Consider the following 18,386-nt stretch of genomic DNA (forward strand, 5'->3'; position numbering starts at 1 on the left):
TCGTGAGCACCAAACGCCGTTTCCTGACCACGTCACTGGCAGTACTGACCGCATTCACGGCACTAGCCGGGTGCTCCCGGATCGACCGCGGCGAGGACTCCACCGCCGGCGCCCAGGACCAGGGCGCCGCGGCGGAGGTCCGCCTCGGCTACTTCCCCAACGTCACCCACGCCGCCGCGCTGATCGGCGTGGACAAGGGCTTCTTCGCCAAGGAGCTCGGCGGCACCAAGCTCACGACCCAGACGTTCAACGCCGGCCCGGACGCGGTCAACGCGCTGCTGGGCAGCTCACTGGACGTGTCGTTCATCGGATCCGGCCCGGCCATCAACGCCTACGCCAAGTCGGGCGGCGAGGCGGTCCGGCTGGTCGCCGGCGCCACCTCCGGCGGCGCGCAGCTAGTGGTCAAGCCCGAGATCACCTCGCCCGCCGACCTGAACGGCAAGGTCCTCACCACCCCGCAGCTCGGCAACACGCAGGACGTCGCGCTGAAGAAGTGGCTGGCCGACGAGAAGCTCGACGTGCAGGTGACCAACGTCGAGAACTCGCAGTCGCTCGACCTGTTCAAGCGCGGCGACATCCAGGGCGCGTGGGCGCCGGAGCCGTGGTCGTCACGGCTCGTGCTCGACGCGGGCGCGAAGGTGCTGCTGGACGAGAAGGACCTGTGGGAGGGCGGGAGGTTCCCGACCACCGTCGTCCTCGTGCGCGCCGAGTTCCTCGCCGAGCACCCGCAGACGGTGGAGGCGCTGCTGCGGGGCCACCTCGCGGCGACCGACTTCGCGCTGGACAACGAGGTCGAGGCCAAGCAGGTGGTCAACGCCGCGTTGAAGCAGCTCACCGGCAAGGCGCTCGGCGACGCGGTGCTGGACCGGGCGTTCGACAACATCGAGCTGACGGTGGACCCGCAGGCCAAGAGCTTCCCGCAGCTGGCGGAGGACGCGGTGACCGCGGGCGTGGCGAAGGAGGCCGCGGACGTGGCCGGGCTCGCCGACTTCACGTTGCTGAACAAGGTGCTCACGGCGGCGGGCAAGCCGACCGTGGACACCGCCGGGCTGGACAAGAAGTAACTCGAGGAAGGCAGGCACACCATGACCGCCACGCTTGAGACCCCAGCGGCCGTGTCCGACGTGGACGCCGCGGTGACCTTGTCCGGGGTGCGGAAGGTCTTCGGCCACGGCCCGGCCGGCGTCGTCGCGCTCGACGGCGTCGACCTGTCGGTCGCGCCGGGCGAGTTCGTGTGCCTGCTGGGCGCGTCCGGCTGCGGCAAGTCGACCTTGCTGAACCTGGTCGCCGGGCTGGACGCGCCCACTTCCGGCAGCATCGAGCTGACCACGTCACGGCCCGCCGTGATGTTCCAGGAGGCCGCGCTGATGCCGTGGCTGACCGCCGCGCGCAACGTCGAGCTGCCGTTGCGGCTCGCGGGCGTGAAGCGGGGGCCGCGGCGGGAGAAGGCCAGCGAGCTGCTGTCGCTGGTGCGGCTGGTCGGCGCGGGCCACAAGCGCCCGCACGAGCTGTCCGGCGGCATGCGGCAGCGCGTGGCGCTGGCCCGTGCGCTGGCCTCCACGCTGGGCAGCGCCGAGGACAACACGCCCGGCCTGCTGCTGATGGACGAGCCGTTCGCCGCGCTGGACGCCATCACCCGCGACGTGCTCCAGGCGGAGCTGGTGCGGGTGTGGCGGGAGACGGCGACGGCGATCGTGTTCGTCACGCACGACGTGCGCGAGGCCGTGCGGCTGGGTCAGCGGGTCGTGCTGCTGTCGTCCCGGCCGGGCCGCGTGGTGCGCGAGTGGTCCACCGTGGACTGCGACGAGCCCGCCGTGATCGAGGACATCACGGCCCACCTGCGAGAGGTGATCAGCGGTCATGCCGCAGCTTGACACGGACCTCGCGGCGGTCGGCGCCGGGCTGGACGCGCTCGACGCGCCGTCGGGCGAGCGGCGGCCGTCGTTCCGCAAGCGGTTCGTCCGCACCGCCGTGCCGCCGCTGATCGCGTTCGCCCTGCTGCTGGGCGTGTGGCAGGCGCTGTGGGCGCTGGCGTTCTGGCCGGAGTACCAGCTGCCGTCGCCTGCGTCGGTGTGGGCGGCGGTGGCGGAGGCGATCCAGACCGGCCGGGCGTTCGAGGTGCTGTGGACCTCGGTGAGCCGCGCCGTGCTCGGGTTCCTCACCGCCGTGGTGATCGCCACGCCGCTGGGGTTGCTGATCGCGAAGGTGCGGGTGGTGCGCGCGGCCATCGGGTCGTTGCTGACCGGCCTGCAATCGCTGCCGTCGGTGGCGTGGGTGCCGGCGGGCATCCTGTGGTTCGGCGCGACGCCCGCGACCATCTACTTCGTCGTGCTGATGGGTTCCGTGCCCTCGATCGCGAACGGCCTGGTGTCGGGTGTCGACCAGGTCCCGCCGCTGCTGCCGCGGGTCGGTCAGGCGCTGGGCGCGAGCCGGGTCGCGGCGGCGCGGCACATCCTGCTGCCCGCCGCCCTGCCGGGGTACCTGGCCGGGTTGAAGCAGGGCTGGGCGTTCTCGTGGCGGTCGCTGATGGCGGCGGAGATCATCGCCACGTCGCCGCAGTTGGGTGAGGGGCTGGGGCAGTACCTGCACAACGGGTCGGCGTTGAACGACATCTCGATGGTGATCGCGGCGATCTTCCTCATCCTGCTGGTGGGCGTGGGGATCGAGCTGCTGGTGTTCCGGCCGTTGGAGCGGGCGGTGCTGCGCGCGCGCGGATTGACGGGTGCGCTGTGACCGCGTTGGTGGCCGTGGCGCACGGCAGCCGTGATCCGCGGTCGGCGGCCGTCGTGCACCAGTTGTTGGACGTGGTGCGGGCGTTGGCCCCGTCGTTGGACGTCCGGGGGTCGTTCCTGGACCTCTCGGTGCCGTTGTTGGGTGACGTGCTGCGAGGGGTGCACGCGGACGGTCACCGCTCGGCCGTGGTGGTGCCGTTGTTGTTGGGCAAGGCTTTCCACGCCCGGGTGGACGTGCCCGGTGCCGTGGCGGACACGCGGCTGCCGGGTTTCGACGTGTCGATCGCCGACGTGCTCGGACCGGACCCCCGGCTGGAGTCGGCGGCGCTGCGCCGGCTGGCCTCGGTGGGCATCCGCTCCCGCGACCGCACGCTGGGCGTGGTGCTGGCGGGCGCGGGCTCGTCGCACGCCCCGGCCAACGCGCTGGTCTCGTCCATCGCCGCGCGCTGGGCCGCGGGCTCCGGCTGGGCGGGCGTCGAGCCCGCCTTCGCCGCCACCGCGCAGCCTGACGTGCCGACCGCCGTCGCCCGCCTGCGCGCCCGCGGCGCCCGCCGCATCGCCGTGGCGTCGTGGTTCCTGGCCCCGGGTTTCCTCCCGGACCGCGTCACCCGCCTGGCCGGCGACGCGATCATCGCCCCACCGCTGGGCCCGGACCCGGAAGTCGCCGAACTGATCCTCCACCGCTACCACTCGGCCCTGGCTCCCCTCGCCGCCTCCGCGTGATCTCCTCCTGAAGGTCTGCGCACAACCTGAAGTCGACGCACAATACCCCCCACTGCGCGGGGTATTGTGTAAGTCGTCGCTGGCTGGAGGCGTTAATGGCGGAAGGACTCCGGGACTGGATCACAGTCCGCGCAGCTGCCGAGCGGCTGCGGGTCTCGCCCGAGCGCGTCCGTGAACTCGTCCGCTCCGGAGATCTCGAAGCGATCAGCCCCGGGCGGGACGTGCTGGTGCAAGCCGAGGCGGTCACCCGTCGGGCGAACGTCATCAAACCGACGGCCGGACGACCGCTGTCACCATCGATGGCGTGGGCGGTGTTGTCGCTCGTCTCGGACCTGAAGCCGCACTGGGTGTCCTCGTCGGAGCTGGTCCGGGCCCGGCGGTACGCCCGCCGACCCCTGTCGGAGTGGCCTCGGCTGCTGGCCGGCCGGGCTCAGGTGCACCGCGTGCGGATGCCCGGCCCCGCGCGCAAGCGGGTCCGGTCGTTGACCGGTGTCGCGGTCGGCGGCCAGTGGGCGGCCCGGCTGCACGGCGCCAACCTGGTGCTGCCGGAGGGCGAACCTGATGAGTGGTACACCACTCCGGCGGCTTTCGCCGCGTTGCGGGCCATGAAAGGTATCGGTTGGCAGTCGACCTCACCCGATGTGGTGATCCACGTGGTGCCGGACAGCCTTCCACCCGCCGTCGTGGCACAGGTGTTCGCCGAGGTCACGGTATCGCGCGGAACAGCAGCGGCCGATCTGCTGGACCTCGGTGACGACCGGTCCCGCCGCGCTGCGGCCGAGTTGCTGGGGAAGGTCGACTAGCCTGTCGGCGCATGATTTCCGACAGGTGGCCGGAGCTGCCCGTCCTCGGCTCAGCGGACTTGCCACGACTGCACGACGACGCGTTGTGGCCCGCACTTCTCACGCTCTCCGAGCGACTACCCGCCGAACACGTCGTGATCGGCGGCATCATGGTCTACCTCCACGGTGCAGTCGCGGGACGACGACCGATCCGGGTGACCAGTGACGTAGACGTGCTGTTCAACGTCGAGATCCAGCCGTCGTCACTCAAAGAAGCCGTGGACGTACTGGCTCAGTTGGGCTACAAGGTCGCGCCGGACAGCCCGATCGAGTCGACGCACCGGTACCTCGGCCCCAACGGGGAGCAGGTCGATGTGCTGGCTCCTGCCGGAGTGAAGCCGCCCCCGAACCTGGAGACCACGCCTCCGGGTCGGACCGTTCCCGTCTACGGTGGTCGCCAGGCACTGCTCCACCGCGTTGTCATCAAAGCGACCCATGGTGGGCGAACAGCCGACATCGTGGTGCCCGACCTGGCACGAGCCTTGGCGATCAAGACAGCCGCGTACGGCGACCATGCACGTTCACGTCCCGCAGAGGCCTTCAACTCGCGACATCTCCTCGATCTCGCATTCCTGGCTTCGGTGGTCGAAGATCCCAGCGACATCCTCGAAGCGCTCGGCCCGGTGCCACCCGAGGGCCATCTCGACCAAGCGGCGGTCCTCGACGATCCGGCGCATGCCGCTTGGTCGGGTGCCGGGGAGGACGCGGAGGACGCTCGACTGACCTGGGACGTGCTGCGTCACGGCTATGGCGCCGAGTGACTGCTACAAGTCCTCCGCGTCCAGGGCCTCCACCAGGCGGTCCATGACGGTCAGGGTGGTGCGCAGGTCGGCCAGGTCCACGTGGGACGAGATGCGGTTGGTGAAGGCGTGCTGGGCCCGGGCCAGGCGGGAGACGGCGGTGTAGCCCGAGGTGGTCGGGCGGAGGAGCTTGGCGCGCTTGTGGGCCGGGTTGGGCAGGTACTCGGCCAGGCCCTTCGCCACCAGCAGGTCGGCGATGCGCTGGACGCTCTGCCTGGTCAGGCTCATCTCGCGGGCGATGCCGGACACCGGCAGCGGTTGCCGCAGCACGGCGCCCAGCACCTGCCACCACGCGGCGGTCAGGCCGACCGGTTTCGTCATCACCTCCGCCGCCTCCAGGAAGCCGCCGTAGAGGCGGAACGTGCGCATGATGACCTCGGTCAGCACGTCACCCGCCTCGGTGCGCGGCTCGACCCCCGGCTCAACCTCGCTCACGAGACGCTCGCTCACGAGACGGCGGCGACGAGCTTGCCGAACCACGCCGGGTCGCCCGTCCGGTACAGCCCGTACCACGCCTCCAGCACGGCCGGCTCGTACAGGTCCAGCTCCGCGAAGATCTCCCGCGCGAACTCCAGCGCCGACGCCGCACCGGCCGTGATCAGTCCGTCGGCCCGCACCGCGCGCTCGGAGCCGAACAACGCCGCACCGGTGTACCCCGGCACGGCCGCCAACTGCTCGACCGCGTTGCCACCGTGGGCACGCGAGTTCAGCAGGCCCTCGGCGGCCAGGCCGATCGTCGCACCGCAGATCGCCGCCACCGGCACGCCCGCGTCCAGCCACCGCCGCGCCGCCGTCGCGAACACCGCGTTGCCACCGCTCTCCCACGTCGCCGCGCCGGGCAGGATCAGCATCGCGCTGTCCGCCGGGTCGACGTCGGTCAGCGCCAGGTCCGGCGTGATCCGCAGGCCGCCGAGGGACGTCACCGGGTCGAGCGTCGCACCGACGGTCCGCACCCGGTACCGGCCGGGCTCCTTCTGGAAGTCCGGGGTGTTGATCTGCGCGGTCGCGTGGCCGAACTCCCAGTCCGCCAGCGTGTCGTAGAGCGCGAGGTGCACCGTCCTTGTCATGACAGTATCCTGTCATTTTGACAGAACACTGTCAATTACGACGGGATCGTAGAGTGCCGTCCATGGCAGACGAGCTGGTCCACTACGAGGTGCGGCGTGGCATCGCGACGATCACGCTGGACTCCCCCCACAACCGCAACGCCCTGTCCGCCCGGCTGCGCGCCGAGCTGACCGGGCACCTCAAGACCGCGACGGCCGACGACGCCGTGCGCGTGATCGTGCTGAGCCACACCGGACCGGTGTTCTGCTCCGGCATGGACCTCAAGGAGGCGGGCGGCGCGAGCGCCGACGAGCAGGGGGTCAACGAGTTCCCGGCGATCCTCGAGCAGCTCTGGACCAGCCCGAAGCCGGTGGTCGCCCGCCTGGCCGGCCCGGCGCGAGCGGGCGGTGTGGGCCTGGTGGCGGCGTGCGACATCGCGGTCGCGGTGGACACGGCGACGTTCGCGTTCAGCGAGGTCCGCATCGGCGTGGTGCCCGCCGTCATCTCGGTGACGGTGCTGCCCCGCCTGCTCCCCCGTGCCGCGCACGAGCTGTTCCTGACCGGCGAGACGTTCGCCGCGCCGCGGGCCGCGGCCATCGGTCTGATCAACTCGGCCGTGCCCGCCGACGACCTCGACGCCGAGGTCACCCGCTACACCGACATGCTCGCGCTGGGCGCGCCCAACGCCCTGGCCGCCACCAAGCGGATGCTCCGGGAGCCCCGGTCGAGTGAGCTGGGCGAGGTGTTCGCCGACATGCTGGCCCTGTCCGCACGGCACTTCGGCGGTCCCGAGGGCCAGGAGGGCATCGCCGCGTTCGTCGGCAAGCGCAAGCCCTCCTGGGTCCCCGCCGGGGGAGCCGGCGCCGAGGCCTAGTCCGTGTAGACGACCGTGAGGACGCGGTCGCCCAGTTCGGCGGTTCGGGCGGCCGCGTCCGCCAGCACGGCCTCCACGTCGGCGTTCCCGCCCTCCCACTCCAGCACGTGCTCGCCCTCGGGCAGCCACGACAGGTCGGTCAGGCAGTCGTACAGCGCGTCCAGGTTGTGCCCGAACCAGTCGGGGAAGCTCAGCGCGTCCGCGATCGCCCCGATGGCCGCCTCCTTCGAGTGCGCGCCCCGCCGCACCACGTGCCGGTGGGTCATGCGCTCACGTCCACGACCACGAACGACCGGTAGTGGTCACCCGTGTAGTACACCTCGTCGGACGACCCCGTCACGAGTCGCCGCGCCCCTCGGTCGTCACTGCCCGGCGTCGGCACCGTGTACTCCCGGTAGTAGTCGGACGGCTTGGCGGGCAGCCGCTTCTCGCGGTTCTGGAACGTCACGCCGTCGTTGCGCGGGTACGGGAACGGCCCGCCCCGCGCGATCAGCTCCCACGTGTCCTTCACCTGCGCGGGCAGGCTCGACAGCGACTCGACCGGCAACCCGGAGTCGGCGCCCGGCACGCCCGACACCGCGGGCGGCGGGGGTGGCGACGACGTGCCGGTGAGGTCCTTGGCGAAGTAGCCGACCACGACGAGCGCGATCAGGCCGAGCAGTGCGACGGAGAGCCGCCGGGCGGGAGTCACGGTCTGCAGAGCCTACGAAGGCTCGCCCGCCTCCACCTTCCGGGGCTGCTCCTGCTCCGCCGCCGGCGGCACCTTCGGCACGGGGTTGAACCTGGTCGAGGCGTTGTCCACGACCCGGTCGATCAGCCGGGCCAGGCCCAGCGACAACGGCAGCAGCACGCACATGAGCAGCGCGAACTGGAACGGGAAGGCCAGCTGCGCGAGCCACAGCTCGACCCCGTCCCACCACTGCTCGACCGCGTCCACCACACCGTCGAGCGTAGTCGCGTGACGCGCTTCACCGCACACGGATCACTACCAGTCGGTAAGTTGCCCGCATGTTCGCCGTCTACGCAGCCGAGCCGAGCCCGCAAGACCCGATCGCCGCCCTGCGCGTGGGCGAACGACCGGATCCCGAGGTACCGGAGGGCTGGGTGAAGGTGGCCGTGAAAGCGGCGAGCCTGAACATGCACGACCTGTGGACGCTGCGCGGCGTGGGCATCAAGCCGGAGCAGTTCCCGATGATCCTGGGGTGCGACGGCGCGGGCGTGCTGGAGGACGGCACGGAGGTCGTGCTGCACTCGGTGATCGGCGACCCGGACTGGTCCGGTGACGAGACGCTGGACCCGCGCCGCACGCTGCTCACCGAGAAGCACCAAGGCACGTTCGCCGACCACGTCGTGGTCCCGAAGCGCAACGCGCTGCCCAAGCCCGCGGGGCTGAGCTTCGCCGAGGCGGCGTGCATGGGCACGGCGTGGCTGACCGCGTACCGGATGCTGTTCGTGAACTCGGGCCTGCGGCCGGGCCAGACGATGCTGGTGCAGGGCGCGTCCGGCGGCGTCTCGACCGCGTTGGTGCAACTGGGCCGCGCGGCGGGCTTCCGGGTGTGGGTGACCGGCCGCACCGAGGAGAAGCGGGCGCTGGCCGAGAGCCTGGGCGCGCACCAGGCGTTCGAGTCGGGCGCCCGGCTCCCCGAACGGGTGGACGCGGTGTTCGAGACCGTCGGCAAGGCCACCTGGTCGCACTCGATGAAGGCGCTCAAGCCGGGCGGGACGCTGGTCATCTCCGGTGCGACCAGCGGTGACGCGTCGGCGGCCGAGCTGCCCCGGCTGTTCTTCCTCCAGTTGCGGGTCGTCGGCTCGACCATGGGCACGCGCGAGGAGCTGGGCGACCTGCTGTCGTTCTGCGACCTCACCGGCCTGCGCCCGCAGATCGGCGCCGAGCTGCCGTTCGAGCGGGTCGAGGAGGGCCTGCGCGCGATGCTCGACGGCGAGACCGCCGGCAAGATCGTCTTCGCCCGCGGCTGAGCTTCGTCAATCCGTACGGCCGCACAAAAACCGCTCCCTCGAATGGTGCAATCGAACAAACCCGGTGGCAGTCGACCGGCGTACGGTTCGCCGCACACCAATCCACCGAGGGAGCTGGACGATGACGGTGCAGGACGGATTCGGCCGGGGCAGCGGCGTGTTCCGCCGCAAGCCGATCGAGCAGATCAGTGACGAGAAGACAGCGCTGACCCGGACGCTGGGGCTGTGGCAGCTCACCGCGATCGGCATCGGCGGCATCATCGGCGCGGGCATCTTCTCGCTGGCCGGGGCCGTGGCCAACAAGACCGCGGGCCCGGCCGTGCTGATCTCGTTCCTCGTCGCGGGCATCGCCAGCGCCGCCGCCGCGTTCTCCTACGCGGAGTTCGCCGGCCTGATCCCCAGGGCGGGCTCGGCCTACACCTACGGCTACGCCGTGCTCGGCGAGATCGTCGGCTGGTTCATCGGCTGGGACCTGCTGCTGGAGTACACCGCGATCGTGGCCGTGGTGGCGATCGGCATCAGCGGCTACTTCAACGAGCTGCTGAACCTGCTCGGCCTCGACCTGCCGGTGTGGATGCTCGGCGCGCCCGGCACCGAGACCGGTGACGTCGCGGCGGGCAGCTACAAGGTCAACCTGTTCGCCGTGCTGCTGTGCCTGCTGATCGCGTTCGTGCTCAACATGGGCATGAAGAACGCGGCCCGCTTCGAGACGACCCTGGTGTACCTGAAGGTCGCCGTGGTGCTGCTGGTGATCGTCGTCGGCGCGTTCCACATCAACACCGACAACTACAACCCGTTCTTCCCGTTCGGCATCTCCGGTGCGCTGACCGGCGCGGCCACGGTGTTCTTCGCGGTGTTCGGCTACGACGCCATGAGCACGGCCGCCGAGGAGTCCAAGGACTCCCAGAAGCACATGCCGAAGGCGATCATCTACTCGCTGGCCGTCTCGATGGTGCTGTACGTGCTGGCCTGCCTCGTGCTGACCGGCATGGTCAACTACAAGGACGTGGACGCGGAGAGCGCGTTCGCCTCGGCGTTCGCGGACATCGGACTGCCGGCGCTGGGCATCATCATCTCCGTCGGCGCGGTGCTGGGCATCACGACGGTGCTGTTCACGTTCCTGATGGGCGCGGCGCGGGTCGGCTACTCGATGTCGCGCGACGGCCTGCTGCCGAAGTGGTTCGCCAAGACCCACCCGGTCAAGCACGTGCCGACGCGCACCACGTGGGTGCTCGGCGTCGCCTCCGCCGTCATCGCAGGCTTCCTGCCCATCGCCGAGGCCGCCGAGCTGACCAACATCGGCATCCTGCTGGCGTTCGTGGTGGTCTGCGTCGCGGTGATCGTGCTGCGGTACAAGCAGCCGGACCTGCCGCGCACGTTCAAGACGCCCGGCATGCCGGTCGTGCCGATCATCGGCGTGGTGTTCTCGCTGTGGCTGATCACGTTCCTGGCCCCGGAGACCTGGCTGCGCTTCGGCATGTGGTTCCTCATCGGACTGGTCGTGTACTTCGCCTACAGCAAGCGGAAGTCAGTCCTCAACAACACCGAGGACTGAGCCGCACCACCCGTCGACCACGTCGGCGAGCACGGCCATCGGCAACGGCCCGCCGCCGAGCACGAGGTCGTGGAACGCCCTGATGTCGAAGCGGTCGCCCAGCCTCCGCTCCGCCTCGCCGCGCAGGCGCTGGATCTCCAGCCGCCCCACCATGTAGGACAGCGCCTGCGCGGGGTTCTCGATGTACCGGTCGACCTCGGAGAAGATGTCGACGTCCGGCATGACGGCGTTGGCGCGCAGGTAGTCCACGGCCTGCCGGCGGGTCCAGCGCATCGCGTGCAGCCCGGTGTCGACCACCAGGCGCGCGGCGCGCAGCGAGTCGCCGGACAGCATGCCCAGCCGGGCGAGGTCGTCGCTGTAGAGGCCCATCTCGTCGGCCAACCGCTCGGTGTAGAGGGCCCAGCCCTCCAGGTAGGCCTCGATGGACGCGAACCGGCGCAGCAGCGGCAGGTCGTCGAGCCGCTGGGCCAGCGAGATCTGGAAGTGGTGGCCCGGCACGCCCTCGTGGAACGCGGTCGACTCGGCGCTGAACCGCTCGCGCAGCTCGGACCGGTGGGTGTTGACGTAGTAGGTGCCCGGCCGGGAACCGTCCATCGCCGGGTCGACGTAGTAGGCCAGCGGCGCGGTCGGCGCCTCCGCCTCGGGCACCGCCTCGACCTCGCACCGGGCCCGCGGCACCGTGCCGAACCACTCCCCCGCGACCTGTTCGGCGCGGGCGATCGTCGCCGCCGCCACCGCCACCATGTCCTCGGGGTTGGTCCAGCGCAGTTCCGGGTCGCCGAGCAGGCGGGCGCGCACGCCGGCGGCCGACATCGGGCCGAACACCCGGCCGCCGATCTCCTCGTACTCCCGGTCCAGCTCCTCGACCAGCGCCAGGCCGATCCGGTGCAGCTCCTCGGGCGTGTGGCCGGTCGTGGTGTACGTGCGGACCAGGTCCGCGTAGATCAGGTCGCCGTCGGGCAGCCAGCACAGGCCGGGCCGGTCCTCGCCGCGGCCGCGGCCGACCACCTCGGCGCGCAGGAAGTCGCGGTAGCGGGTGACGGCCGGCCGCACGGTCTCGTGCAGCAGCCGGGCGCACACCGCGGCGAACGGGGTGTCGCGCAGCGGAACGCCCAGCGGGTCGTCGGCCTCGGCGAGGTAGCGGTCGAGGCGGTGGACGGCGGCTTCCACCAGGTGCCGCAGCGGGCGGCGCACCGTGTCCCGCTGTCTTCGGGTGAGCGCGTCCAGGTAGCCGGGCAGCGCGGACAGCCGGGTCAGGTACGCCTTGCGCGCCTCGTCGTCCGACGGCCGCACCAGCGGTAACGCCGCCAGCAGCACCGCGAGCGGCGCGGTGAGGCCTTCGGCGTGGGTGTGCTCGACGAGGTGCGCGTCCAGCCGGTGCACCAGCCCCCACGCCTGCTCCACGACCACCGCACGCGTCACCGGGTCGTCATCCCCGCCACGCGCGCGCCGCGCGATGTCCCCGGCACGGGAGCGCAGCACGCGTTCGGCGTCCGCGCTGGGGTCCGGCAGCCGGTTGTCCCAGCCGGGGATTCCCAGCAACGTCGCCATGACGGGATCGGCGTCCAGGACCAGGGTCAACATCTCGTCGGCGAGTTCGCGCGCGGTGGTCACGCCGACATTCTGTGGTGCTACACCGGGGAAATGCGCGTGATCGCGACGGAAAGGGCCTGGCGCGCCTCGGCGACCAACCGGGCCACCACCTCGGCCGCCGGGGCCGGTCGGACCAACGCGTACGTCTGCCCGGCCCACAACGACATCAGCTCCGGGTCGCCGGTCGCGCGCACCGGCTTGGTCAGGTGGTGCACCTCCGGGTACGCGGCGGGCGCCCGATCCTGGTTCTCCACCAGGAACCGGTTCACCAGGCCGCGCGCCGGACGTCCGCTGAACGCCCTGGTCAGCGCTGTGCGACGGGTGCCCTCCGCGAGGGCTTGGCGGTGCGCGGCGGACGTGCCCGCCTCCGGCGTGGCCAGGAACGCGGTGCCGAGCTGCGCCGCGACCGCGCCCGCGGTGATCACGGCGGCCACGTCCGCGCCGTGCACCAGCCCGCCGGTCGCGATCAGCGGCAGGTCCACCTTCGCGCGCACCAGCCGCAACGCGGCCAGCACACCGTACAGCTCACCGCCGCCGGGCGAGACGCCGTCGTCGGCGAACGTGCCGCGGTGGCCGCCCGCGTCGCTGCCCTGCACGCACAGCGCGTCCGCGCCGACCTGGGCCGCCTGCGCGGCTTCCTGCGGCGTCGTGACCGTGACGACGACCGTGGCGCCGGCCGCGTGCAGCCGGTGCACGTCCTCGGGGTTGGGCAGGCCGAACGTGAACGAGACCACCGGAACGCGCAGCGCCATCACGAGTTCCAGCTTGGCCGCGTAGGAGTCGTCGTCCCAGCGCGGCTCGCCCGGCTCGGTCGGGGACTGCGCCGCGACGCGCTCGCGGTAGCCGGACAGGTCGGTGGTGGAGCGGGGACCGGGGACGAACAGGTTCACGCCGAACGGCCGGTCGGTCAGCGCGGTCGTCGCGGTGATCCGCTCGGCGAGCGCCTCGACGGACAGGTAGCCGGCCGCCAGGAAGCCGAGGCCGCCCGCCCGGCCGACCTCGGCCACGAGCGCGGGTGTGGACGCGCCACCGGCCATCGGCGCGGCGATGACGGGCACTTCGAGTCGGTCCAGCATGGCGCGACCCTAACCCGCGCGACCGCCGGACGGCGTGTTCCGAACGCTGAACCCGGGTGTTCCCGACGTACGACACACGCGTCCCGAACGGAGGACTCTCACGGGAGTCCTCCGTTCGGGAGCGGTGTGTCGTGCGATCGGGCTTACGGCAGCGTGTCCAGGTGCGGTGCGACCGTGTTGGCGAACTGCCAGCTGTTGGACGCGTCCCAGTTGATCGACCAGGTCATCGCGCCGCGGATGCCGGGCCAGGTCTGCGCCGGCTTGAACGAGCCGCAGTTCGTGCCCTTGGCCAGGCAGTCGAGCGCCCGGTTCACGTTGGCGGGCGACTGGTAGCCGCCGCCCGCGCCCGACGGCGAGGCGGGCAGGCCCAGGCCGACCTGGTCGGGGCGCAGGCCGTTCTGCAACTGGATGCAGGCCAGCGCGACCAGGAAGTCCACCGTGCCCTGGGCGTAGACCTTCTGGTCGCAGCCGAGCATCGTGCCGGAGTTGTAGTACTGCATGTTGACGACGGTGAGGATGTCCTTCACGGCCAGCGCCAGCTTGAAGTACTCCTGGCCGGTGGACTGCATGTCGATGGTCTGCGGCGCCATCGCGATCACCTTGCCGCCGCCCGCGTGGATCGCGCGCAGCGCCTGCGCCATGTAAGTGGCGTTGACGCCGTTCTCCAGGTCGATGTCCACGCCGTCGAACCCGTAGTTCGCGATCAGGGACTTCACGCTGTTGGCGAAGTTGGTCGCGGCGGTGGAGTTGCCGACGCTGATCGTGCCCTTCTCGCCGCCGACCGAGATGATCACCTTCTGGCCCCGGTTCTGCAGCGTGCGCACGTCGGCCTTGAACTGGGCGTCGGTGTAGCCGCCGAGCTTGCTCGACAGCGTCGGGTCGAGGGTGAACGCGACCGCGCCCGGCGTGGTGGTGGCGTCGGCGAACGCGACGGCCACGATGTCGTACGTGGTGGGCACGTCGGCGAGCTTGAGCAGGCGCGAGCCGTTGTCGAAGTTGTGCCAGTAGCCGGTGAGCGCGTGCTTGGGCAGCGTCGGGTTCGGGTTCCCGGTCGTGGTGGTGGTGGTCGTCGTCGTGGTGGTCGTGGTGGTCGTGGTGGTCGTCGTCGTGCTGGTGGTCGTGCTCGTCGGCGGCGTGCCGGGGCCGTCGAGGCTCACGTCGTCGGCGTAGAACGTCGGCTGGCCGTACCAGCCGTGCACGAAGATCGTGACGCTGGTGCTCGCGCCGGTGGTGAAGTCGATCGAGAGCTGGCTGAAGCCCGCCGAGCCCGGCGTCCAGGTGCTCTTGTCTCCGCTGCCGGTGCCGGTCACGCCGAGGTAGACGTAGGTCCCCTGGACCCACGCGGACAGCTTGTAGGCGGTGTTGGCCTGCACGGGGATCGTCTGCGAGCAGCGCGCGTTGTCCTGACCCGCCGGGGTGCCCGCCATGGCGTGCGTGCCGCTGCGCTTGGTCGTGGTCGCCGCGGTGGCCGCGGCACTGCACGTCCACCCGCCCGTGCCGCCCTCGAACCCGGGGTTGGCGACCAGGTTGGCGGCCGACGCGCTGCCCACGACCACCAGGGTCAGGCCCGCGATGGCCAGCACACCCGCCAGCACCGCGCCCAGTGCGCGTCTCGTCCTCGAAACCACGTCCACCTCCACGTTCTCGTCGGCGGCCAAAGCCCAGCGCAGGTGAGGTGGGCCACTCGAAAAATGGACTAGACCACTGGGGGTTGTCAAGGGTGTGAACAATGATCCGATGACGTTCACCGTTGATGACGCGATCCGGATCGCGCGGGCCGCCCACGACGGGCAGGTCGACAAGTCCGGCCAGCCCTACATCGGCCACCCGCTGCGGGTGATGGGCCGGGTGTCCGGCGAGCACGCGCGCATGGCGGCCGTGCTGCACGACGTCGTCGAGGACACCTCCGTCACCGCCGACGACCTGCTCGCCGCCGGGTGCCCGCCGGAGGTGGTCGCGACCGTCCTGGTGCTGACCCACCGTGACGGCGAGGCGCAGGAGGACTACCTCGCGCGGGTGCTGGCCGACCCGGTCGCGGTGGCCGTGAAGCGGGCCGACATCGCCGACAACACCTCACCGCCGCGACTGGCCCTCCTCGACACCGCCACCCAGGACCGACTGCGCGCGAAGTACTCCCGGGCACTGGACGTCCTAGGCCGGTGACGCGGCCTTCACGCCCTCGTGACACTTGCGGCGGAGATCACGTCATATTTGGTCGCGCAAGCCCCTGACGTGCGGCATCATTGTAGGTGAACCGATACAGATGGACGACCGAAAGGCGACATGACCACCCTTCTGGAGACCGTTCGCACGTACTTCGCCACCCGGCGGCAGATCCGCAAGCGGGAAGCGGACCTGAACCGCGAGTTGGCCGCCTACGACACCCCGAGCGCCCGGATGGACATGGAAGCCATCCTCGCCCGGCACTCCAGCCACGAGGCTCGCGAGATCGAGGCGATCCTCCGCCGCCAGGCGCTGAGCACCACTCTGCGCAACCACGGCTGATCCGCCGCACCCTTGTGAGGGCCTTCAGGACAGGGGCGTCCTGGGGGCCCTTTCGTCATTCCGACTCGCCATCCCACAGCGTGCCGAGCAGCTCGGCCGGCACGACCCGCACCGGGAACGGCAGCGTCGCGTCGAACGGCTTCTCCCCCTGCACCTCGGCCACCTGCCGGTAGCAGCCCTCGGGGTCGAGCTCGAACGCCGCCAGCACGGGTTCCTGCGGATCGATCACCCAGTAGCTGATCACACCCATCCGCTCGTACGCGTTCTTCTTGATGGTGAGATCGCGAATACCCGTGCTCGGTGAGAGCACTTCCACTGCCAGCAACGGGGCGACGGGCAACAACTTTTCGGTGAAGTCGGCGTGACGACCGACGAGCAAGTCCGGTTGCAACTCGGTCTTTCCGCTCGGCTGCACGGCGAAGGGTGCCGGCAACACGGCGAGATCCTCCGGGCAGCTCGCATCCAGCAACGCGCCGAGCTTCAGCACGATCTTCTGATGCCGGTACCCCGGTGCCGGGCTCACGAGCAGGTGCCCGTCGACGAGTTCGTAACGGCGTCCGTCATCAGGCATGCCCTCCAGGTCCTCGACCGTGTAGGAGCTGCCTTCGTGTTCGACCATGACGGTCATGGTCCCCTCCTCCCGGTTGGTGCGCCAACCATGGCGGAGAAAACTCCCGGAAACAGCGATCCGCGCCGACCGGTCACCCGAAGATGTGCCGATCGGCGCGGATTTGGCCGGTGGTACTACTTCTTGCCCTTGTCCTTACCGCCGGAATCGTCGGTGGACAGGGCGGCGACGAAGGCTTCCTGGGGGACCTCGACCCGGCCCACCATCTTCATCCGCTTCTTGCCTTCCTTCTGCTTCTCCAGCAGCTTGCGCTTGCGGGTGATGTCACCGCCGTAGCACTTGGCGAGCACGTCCTTGCGGATGGCGCGGATCGTCTCGCGGGCGATCACGCGCGCGCCCACGGCCGCCTGGATCGGCACCTCGAACTGCTGCCGCGGGATCAGCTCGCGCAGCTTGCTGGCCATCTTGGTGCCGTACCCGTACGCGTGGTCCTTGTGCACGATCGCGCTGAACGCGTCCACCGGCTCGCCCTGGAGCAGGATGTCCACCTTCACCAGGTCCGCGTCCTGCTCGCCCGACTCCTCGTAGTCCAGCGACGCGTACCCGCGCGTGCGCGACTTCAACGCGTCGAAGAAGTCGAAGATGATCTCGCCGAGCGGCATGGTGTAGCGCAGCTCGACGCGGTCCTCGGACAGGTAGTCCATGCCGCCGAGCTGGCCGCGCTTGGACTGGCACAGCTCCATGATCGCGCCGATGTACTCGCTGGGCGCGATGATCGTGCACTTGGTGACCGGCTCGTACACCTCGGCGCGCTTGCCGTCGGGCCAGTCGGACGGGTTGGTCACCACGTGCTCGGTGCCGTCGTCCATCACCACGCGGTAGACCACGTTGGGCGCGGTGGAGATCAGGTCCAGGCCGAACTCCCGCTCCAACCGGTCGCGGGTGATCTCCAGGTGCAGCAGGCCGAGGAAGCCGCACCGGAAGCCGAAGCCCAGGGCGGCCGACGTCTCCGGCTCGAACGTCAGCGCGGCGTCGTTGAGCTGGAGCTTCTCCAGCGCCTCGCGCAGCACCGGGTAGTCCGACCCGTCCACCGGGTACAGCCCGGAGTAGACCATGGGCTTGGGCTCGCGGTACCCGGCCAGCGGCTCGGTCGCGCCCTTCTTGTCCCAGGTGACGGTGTCGCCGACCTTGGACTGGCGCACGTCCTTCACGCCGGTGATCAGGTAGCCCACCTCGCCGACGCCCAGCCCGCGGCTCGGCTTCGGCTCGGGCGAGATGATGCCGACTTCCAGCAGCTCGTGCGTGGCGCCGGTGGACATCATCTTGATCCGCTCGCGCGGGGTGATCTTGCCGTCGACCACGCGGATGTAGGTGACCACGCCGCGGTAGGTGTCGTAGACCGAGTCGAAGATCATCGCGCGGGCGGGCGCGTCCGCGTCGCCGACCGGCGCGGGCACCCGCTTGACGACCTCGTCCAGCAGCGCGCCGACGCCGAGGCCGGTCTTCGCCGAGACGCGCAGCACCTCCTCGGGCTCGCAGCCGACGATGTGGGCGAGCTCCTTGGCGTACTTGTCCGGGTCCGCGGCGGGCAGGTCGATCTTGTTCAGCACCGGGATGATGGTGAGGTCGTTCTCCATCGCCAGGTACAGGTTGGCCAGCGTCTGCGCCTCGATGCCCTGCGCGGCGTCGACCAGCAGCACGGTGCCCTCGCACGCCTCCAGGGCGCGCGAGACCTCGTAGGTGAAGTCGACGTGACCCGGGGTGTCGATCATGTGCAGCACGTGGTCCTGGCCCTCGACCTGCCACGGCAGCCGCACGTTCTGCGCCTTGATCGTGATGCCGCGCTCGCGCTCGATGTCCATGCGGTCGAGGTACTGAGCGCGCATGGCCCGCTCCTCGACCACGCCGGTGAGCTGCAGCATCCGGTCGGCCAGGGTCGACTTGCCGTGGTCGATGTGCGCGATGATGCAGAAGTTCCGGATGAGCTCCGGAGGCGTGAACGTCTGGTCGGCGAACGTGGTCACTCAGGTTCCTCGCACACGAAGGACGGGGGATCGACCCATCTTCTCACGTCACGGCGTCGTGGCGTTCCGC

The 18,386-nt window shown here is 70.6% G+C and carries 21 protein-coding genes; 11 read left to right on the forward strand and 10 right to left on the reverse strand.

Annotation, left to right across the window (positions count from 1 at the left end; genetic code table 11):
* Positions 1-2 precede the first annotated feature (2 nt).
* The 6 genes from FHX81_RS14035 (at position 3) to FHX81_RS14060 (ending at position 5,058) form a co-directional block, all read left to right on the forward strand.
* A complete protein-coding gene (locus FHX81_RS14035; protein ID WP_141978567.1) occupies positions 3-1,064 on the forward strand; it encodes an ABC transporter substrate-binding protein in 1,062 nt (353 codons plus the stop codon).
* A 21-nt stretch (positions 1,065-1,085) separates the two neighbouring features.
* A complete protein-coding gene (locus tag FHX81_RS14040) occupies positions 1,086-1,874 on the forward strand; it encodes an ABC transporter ATP-binding protein (protein WP_141978569.1) in 789 nt (262 codons plus the stop codon).
* Positions 1,861-2,733, forward strand: a complete 873-nt coding sequence (locus tag FHX81_RS14045) for an ABC transporter permease (RefSeq protein WP_141978571.1) — start codon at positions 1,861-1,863, stop codon at positions 2,731-2,733. The genes FHX81_RS14040 and FHX81_RS14045 overlap by 14 nt, the downstream gene beginning before the upstream one ends.
* Complete coding sequence (locus FHX81_RS14050; protein ID WP_141978573.1) at positions 2,730-3,455, forward strand: sirohydrochlorin chelatase; 726 nt, start codon at positions 2,730-2,732, stop codon at positions 3,453-3,455. Before FHX81_RS14045 ends, FHX81_RS14050 begins: the two co-directional genes overlap by 4 nt.
* 95 nt (positions 3,456-3,550) lie before the next feature.
* Positions 3,551-4,258: a helix-turn-helix domain-containing protein gene (locus FHX81_RS14055; RefSeq protein ID WP_141978575.1), complete on the forward strand. Its 708-nt coding sequence runs from the start codon at positions 3,551-3,553 to the stop codon at positions 4,256-4,258.
* Between the two features lie 11 nt (positions 4,259-4,269).
* Positions 4,270-5,058 (forward strand): hypothetical protein, encoded by a 789-nt coding sequence (locus FHX81_RS14060; protein ID WP_141978577.1) that lies wholly within the window; start codon positions 4,270-4,272, stop codon positions 5,056-5,058.
* Between the two features lie 3 nt (positions 5,059-5,061).
* On the opposite strand, the gene FHX81_RS14065 is transcribed toward FHX81_RS14060, so the two are convergent.
* Together FHX81_RS14065 and FHX81_RS14070 are read right to left on the reverse strand one after the other, a co-directional pair.
* Positions 5,062-5,532, reverse strand: coding sequence for a MarR family winged helix-turn-helix transcriptional regulator (locus tag FHX81_RS14065; RefSeq protein WP_246107809.1), 471 nt, complete (start codon positions 5,530-5,532; stop codon positions 5,062-5,064).
* Between the two features lie 11 nt (positions 5,533-5,543).
* Positions 5,544-6,164 (reverse strand): DJ-1/PfpI family protein, encoded by a 621-nt coding sequence (locus FHX81_RS14070; protein WP_141978579.1) that lies wholly within the window; start codon positions 6,162-6,164, stop codon positions 5,544-5,546.
* Between the two features lie 62 nt (positions 6,165-6,226).
* Here FHX81_RS14070 and FHX81_RS14075 point away from each other — a divergent pair, with 62 nt between their 5' ends.
* Positions 6,227-7,018: an enoyl-CoA hydratase-related protein gene (locus FHX81_RS14075; RefSeq protein WP_141978581.1), complete on the forward strand. Its 792-nt coding sequence runs from the start codon at positions 6,227-6,229 to the stop codon at positions 7,016-7,018.
* Here the strand turns inward: FHX81_RS14075 and FHX81_RS14080 are convergent.
* From FHX81_RS14080 to FHX81_RS14090, 3 genes are read right to left on the reverse strand one after another with little or no spacing between them, the layout of a single operon-like run.
* Positions 7,015-7,284, reverse strand: a complete 270-nt coding sequence (locus FHX81_RS14080) for a barstar family protein (protein ID WP_141978583.1) — start codon at positions 7,282-7,284, stop codon at positions 7,015-7,017. The two genes, FHX81_RS14075 and FHX81_RS14080, sit on opposite strands and share 4 nt — an antisense overlap.
* Positions 7,281-7,709: a guanyl-specific ribonuclease gene (locus FHX81_RS14085; RefSeq protein ID WP_141978585.1), complete on the reverse strand. Its 429-nt coding sequence runs from the start codon at positions 7,707-7,709 to the stop codon at positions 7,281-7,283. The genes FHX81_RS14080 and FHX81_RS14085 overlap by 4 nt, the downstream gene beginning before the upstream one ends.
* Before the next feature lie 12 nt (positions 7,710-7,721).
* Positions 7,722-7,958, reverse strand: a complete 237-nt coding sequence (locus FHX81_RS14090) for a hypothetical protein (protein ID WP_141978587.1) — start codon at positions 7,956-7,958, stop codon at positions 7,722-7,724.
* A gap of 68 nt (positions 7,959-8,026) precedes the next feature.
* Between FHX81_RS14090 and FHX81_RS14095 the strand changes: the two genes are divergently transcribed.
* Both FHX81_RS14095 and FHX81_RS14100 read left to right on the forward strand, forming a co-directional pair.
* Positions 8,027-8,995 (forward strand): quinone oxidoreductase family protein, encoded by a 969-nt coding sequence (locus FHX81_RS14095; protein WP_141978589.1) that lies wholly within the window; start codon positions 8,027-8,029, stop codon positions 8,993-8,995.
* A gap of 121 nt (positions 8,996-9,116) precedes the next feature.
* On the forward strand, positions 9,117-10,550 hold the full coding sequence (locus FHX81_RS14100; protein ID WP_141978591.1) for an amino acid permease: 1,434 nt from the start codon (positions 9,117-9,119) through the stop codon (positions 10,548-10,550).
* Here FHX81_RS14100 and FHX81_RS14105 read toward each other — a convergent pair.
* From FHX81_RS14105 to FHX81_RS14115, 3 genes are all read right to left on the reverse strand, one after another.
* A complete protein-coding gene (locus tag FHX81_RS14105; RefSeq protein WP_141978593.1) occupies positions 10,524-12,164 on the reverse strand; it encodes a DUF885 domain-containing protein in 1,641 nt (546 codons plus the stop codon). The genes FHX81_RS14100 and FHX81_RS14105 overlap by 27 nt on opposite strands.
* A gap of 17 nt (positions 12,165-12,181) precedes the next feature.
* Positions 12,182-13,219 carry an NAD(P)H-dependent flavin oxidoreductase gene (locus FHX81_RS14110; RefSeq protein WP_141978595.1) on the reverse strand — a complete coding sequence of 346 codons (1,038 nt, stop codon included), beginning with the start codon at positions 13,217-13,219 and terminating at the stop codon, positions 12,182-12,184.
* A 143-nt stretch (positions 13,220-13,362) separates the two neighbouring features.
* Positions 13,363-14,847, reverse strand: a complete 1,485-nt coding sequence (locus FHX81_RS14115; protein WP_141978597.1) for a chitinase — start codon at positions 14,845-14,847, stop codon at positions 13,363-13,365.
* Between the two features lie 109 nt (positions 14,848-14,956).
* On the opposite strand from FHX81_RS14115, the gene FHX81_RS14120 reads away from it, so the two are divergent.
* Positions 14,957-15,382 carry an HD domain-containing protein gene (locus FHX81_RS14120; protein ID WP_141978599.1) on the forward strand — a complete coding sequence of 142 codons (426 nt, stop codon included), beginning with the start codon at positions 14,957-14,959 and terminating at the stop codon, positions 15,380-15,382.
* Positions 15,383-15,502: 120 nt separating this feature from the next.
* Positions 15,503-15,724 (forward strand): hypothetical protein, encoded by a 222-nt coding sequence (locus tag FHX81_RS14125; RefSeq protein ID WP_141978601.1) that lies wholly within the window; start codon positions 15,503-15,505, stop codon positions 15,722-15,724.
* 55 nt (positions 15,725-15,779) lie between these two features.
* On the opposite strand, the gene FHX81_RS14130 is transcribed toward FHX81_RS14125, so the two are convergent.
* Together FHX81_RS14130 and lepA are read right to left on the reverse strand one after the other, a co-directional pair.
* The gene (locus FHX81_RS14130; RefSeq protein ID WP_141978603.1) at positions 15,780-16,352 is read right to left on the reverse strand and encodes a Uma2 family endonuclease; all 573 of its coding nucleotides are present in this window, start codon (positions 16,350-16,352) and stop codon (positions 15,780-15,782) included.
* Between the two features lie 116 nt (positions 16,353-16,468).
* Complete coding sequence (gene lepA, locus FHX81_RS14135; protein ID WP_141978605.1) at positions 16,469-18,316, reverse strand: translation elongation factor 4; 1,848 nt, start codon at positions 18,314-18,316, stop codon at positions 16,469-16,471.
* Between the last annotated feature and the right edge of the window lie 70 nt (positions 18,317-18,386).

The organism is Saccharothrix saharensis, assembly GCF_006716745.1.
GTDB lineage: Bacteria > Actinomycetota > Actinomycetes > Mycobacteriales > Pseudonocardiaceae > Actinosynnema > Actinosynnema saharense.

Bases quoted from the DNA above. Each gene is read 5' to 3' on its own strand.
- FHX81_RS14040 (WP_141978569.1), top strand. From the start codon at position 1,086: ATGACCGCCACGCTTGAGACCCCAGCGGCCGTGTCCGACGTGGACGCC.
- FHX81_RS14045 (WP_141978571.1), top strand. From the start codon at position 1,861: ATGCCGCAGCTTGACACGGACCTCGCGGCGGTCGGCGCCGGGCTGGAC.
- FHX81_RS14055 (WP_141978575.1), top strand. From the start codon at position 3,551: ATGGCGGAAGGACTCCGGGACTGGATCACAGTCCGCGCAGCTGCCGAG.
- FHX81_RS14060 (WP_141978577.1), top strand. From the start codon at position 4,270: ATGATTTCCGACAGGTGGCCGGAGCTGCCCGTCCTCGGCTCAGCGGAC.
- FHX81_RS14070 (WP_141978579.1), bottom strand. From the start codon at position 6,164: ATGACAAGGACGGTGCACCTCGCGCTCTACGACACGCTGGCGGACTGG.
- FHX81_RS14075 (WP_141978581.1), top strand. From the start codon at position 6,227: ATGGCAGACGAGCTGGTCCACTACGAGGTGCGGCGTGGCATCGCGACG.
- FHX81_RS14080 (WP_141978583.1), bottom strand. From the start codon at position 7,284: ATGACCCACCGGCACGTGGTGCGGCGGGGCGCGCACTCGAAGGAGGCG.
- FHX81_RS14095 (WP_141978589.1), top strand. From the start codon at position 8,027: ATGTTCGCCGTCTACGCAGCCGAGCCGAGCCCGCAAGACCCGATCGCC.
- FHX81_RS14100 (WP_141978591.1), top strand. From the start codon at position 9,117: ATGACGGTGCAGGACGGATTCGGCCGGGGCAGCGGCGTGTTCCGCCGC.
- FHX81_RS14110 (WP_141978595.1), bottom strand. From the start codon at position 13,219: ATGCTGGACCGACTCGAAGTGCCCGTCATCGCCGCGCCGATGGCCGGT.
- FHX81_RS14120 (WP_141978599.1), top strand. From the start codon at position 14,957: ATGACGTTCACCGTTGATGACGCGATCCGGATCGCGCGGGCCGCCCAC.
- FHX81_RS14125 (WP_141978601.1), top strand. From the start codon at position 15,503: ATGACCACCCTTCTGGAGACCGTTCGCACGTACTTCGCCACCCGGCGG.
- FHX81_RS14130 (WP_141978603.1), bottom strand. From the start codon at position 16,352: ATGACCGTCATGGTCGAACACGAAGGCAGCTCCTACACGGTCGAGGAC.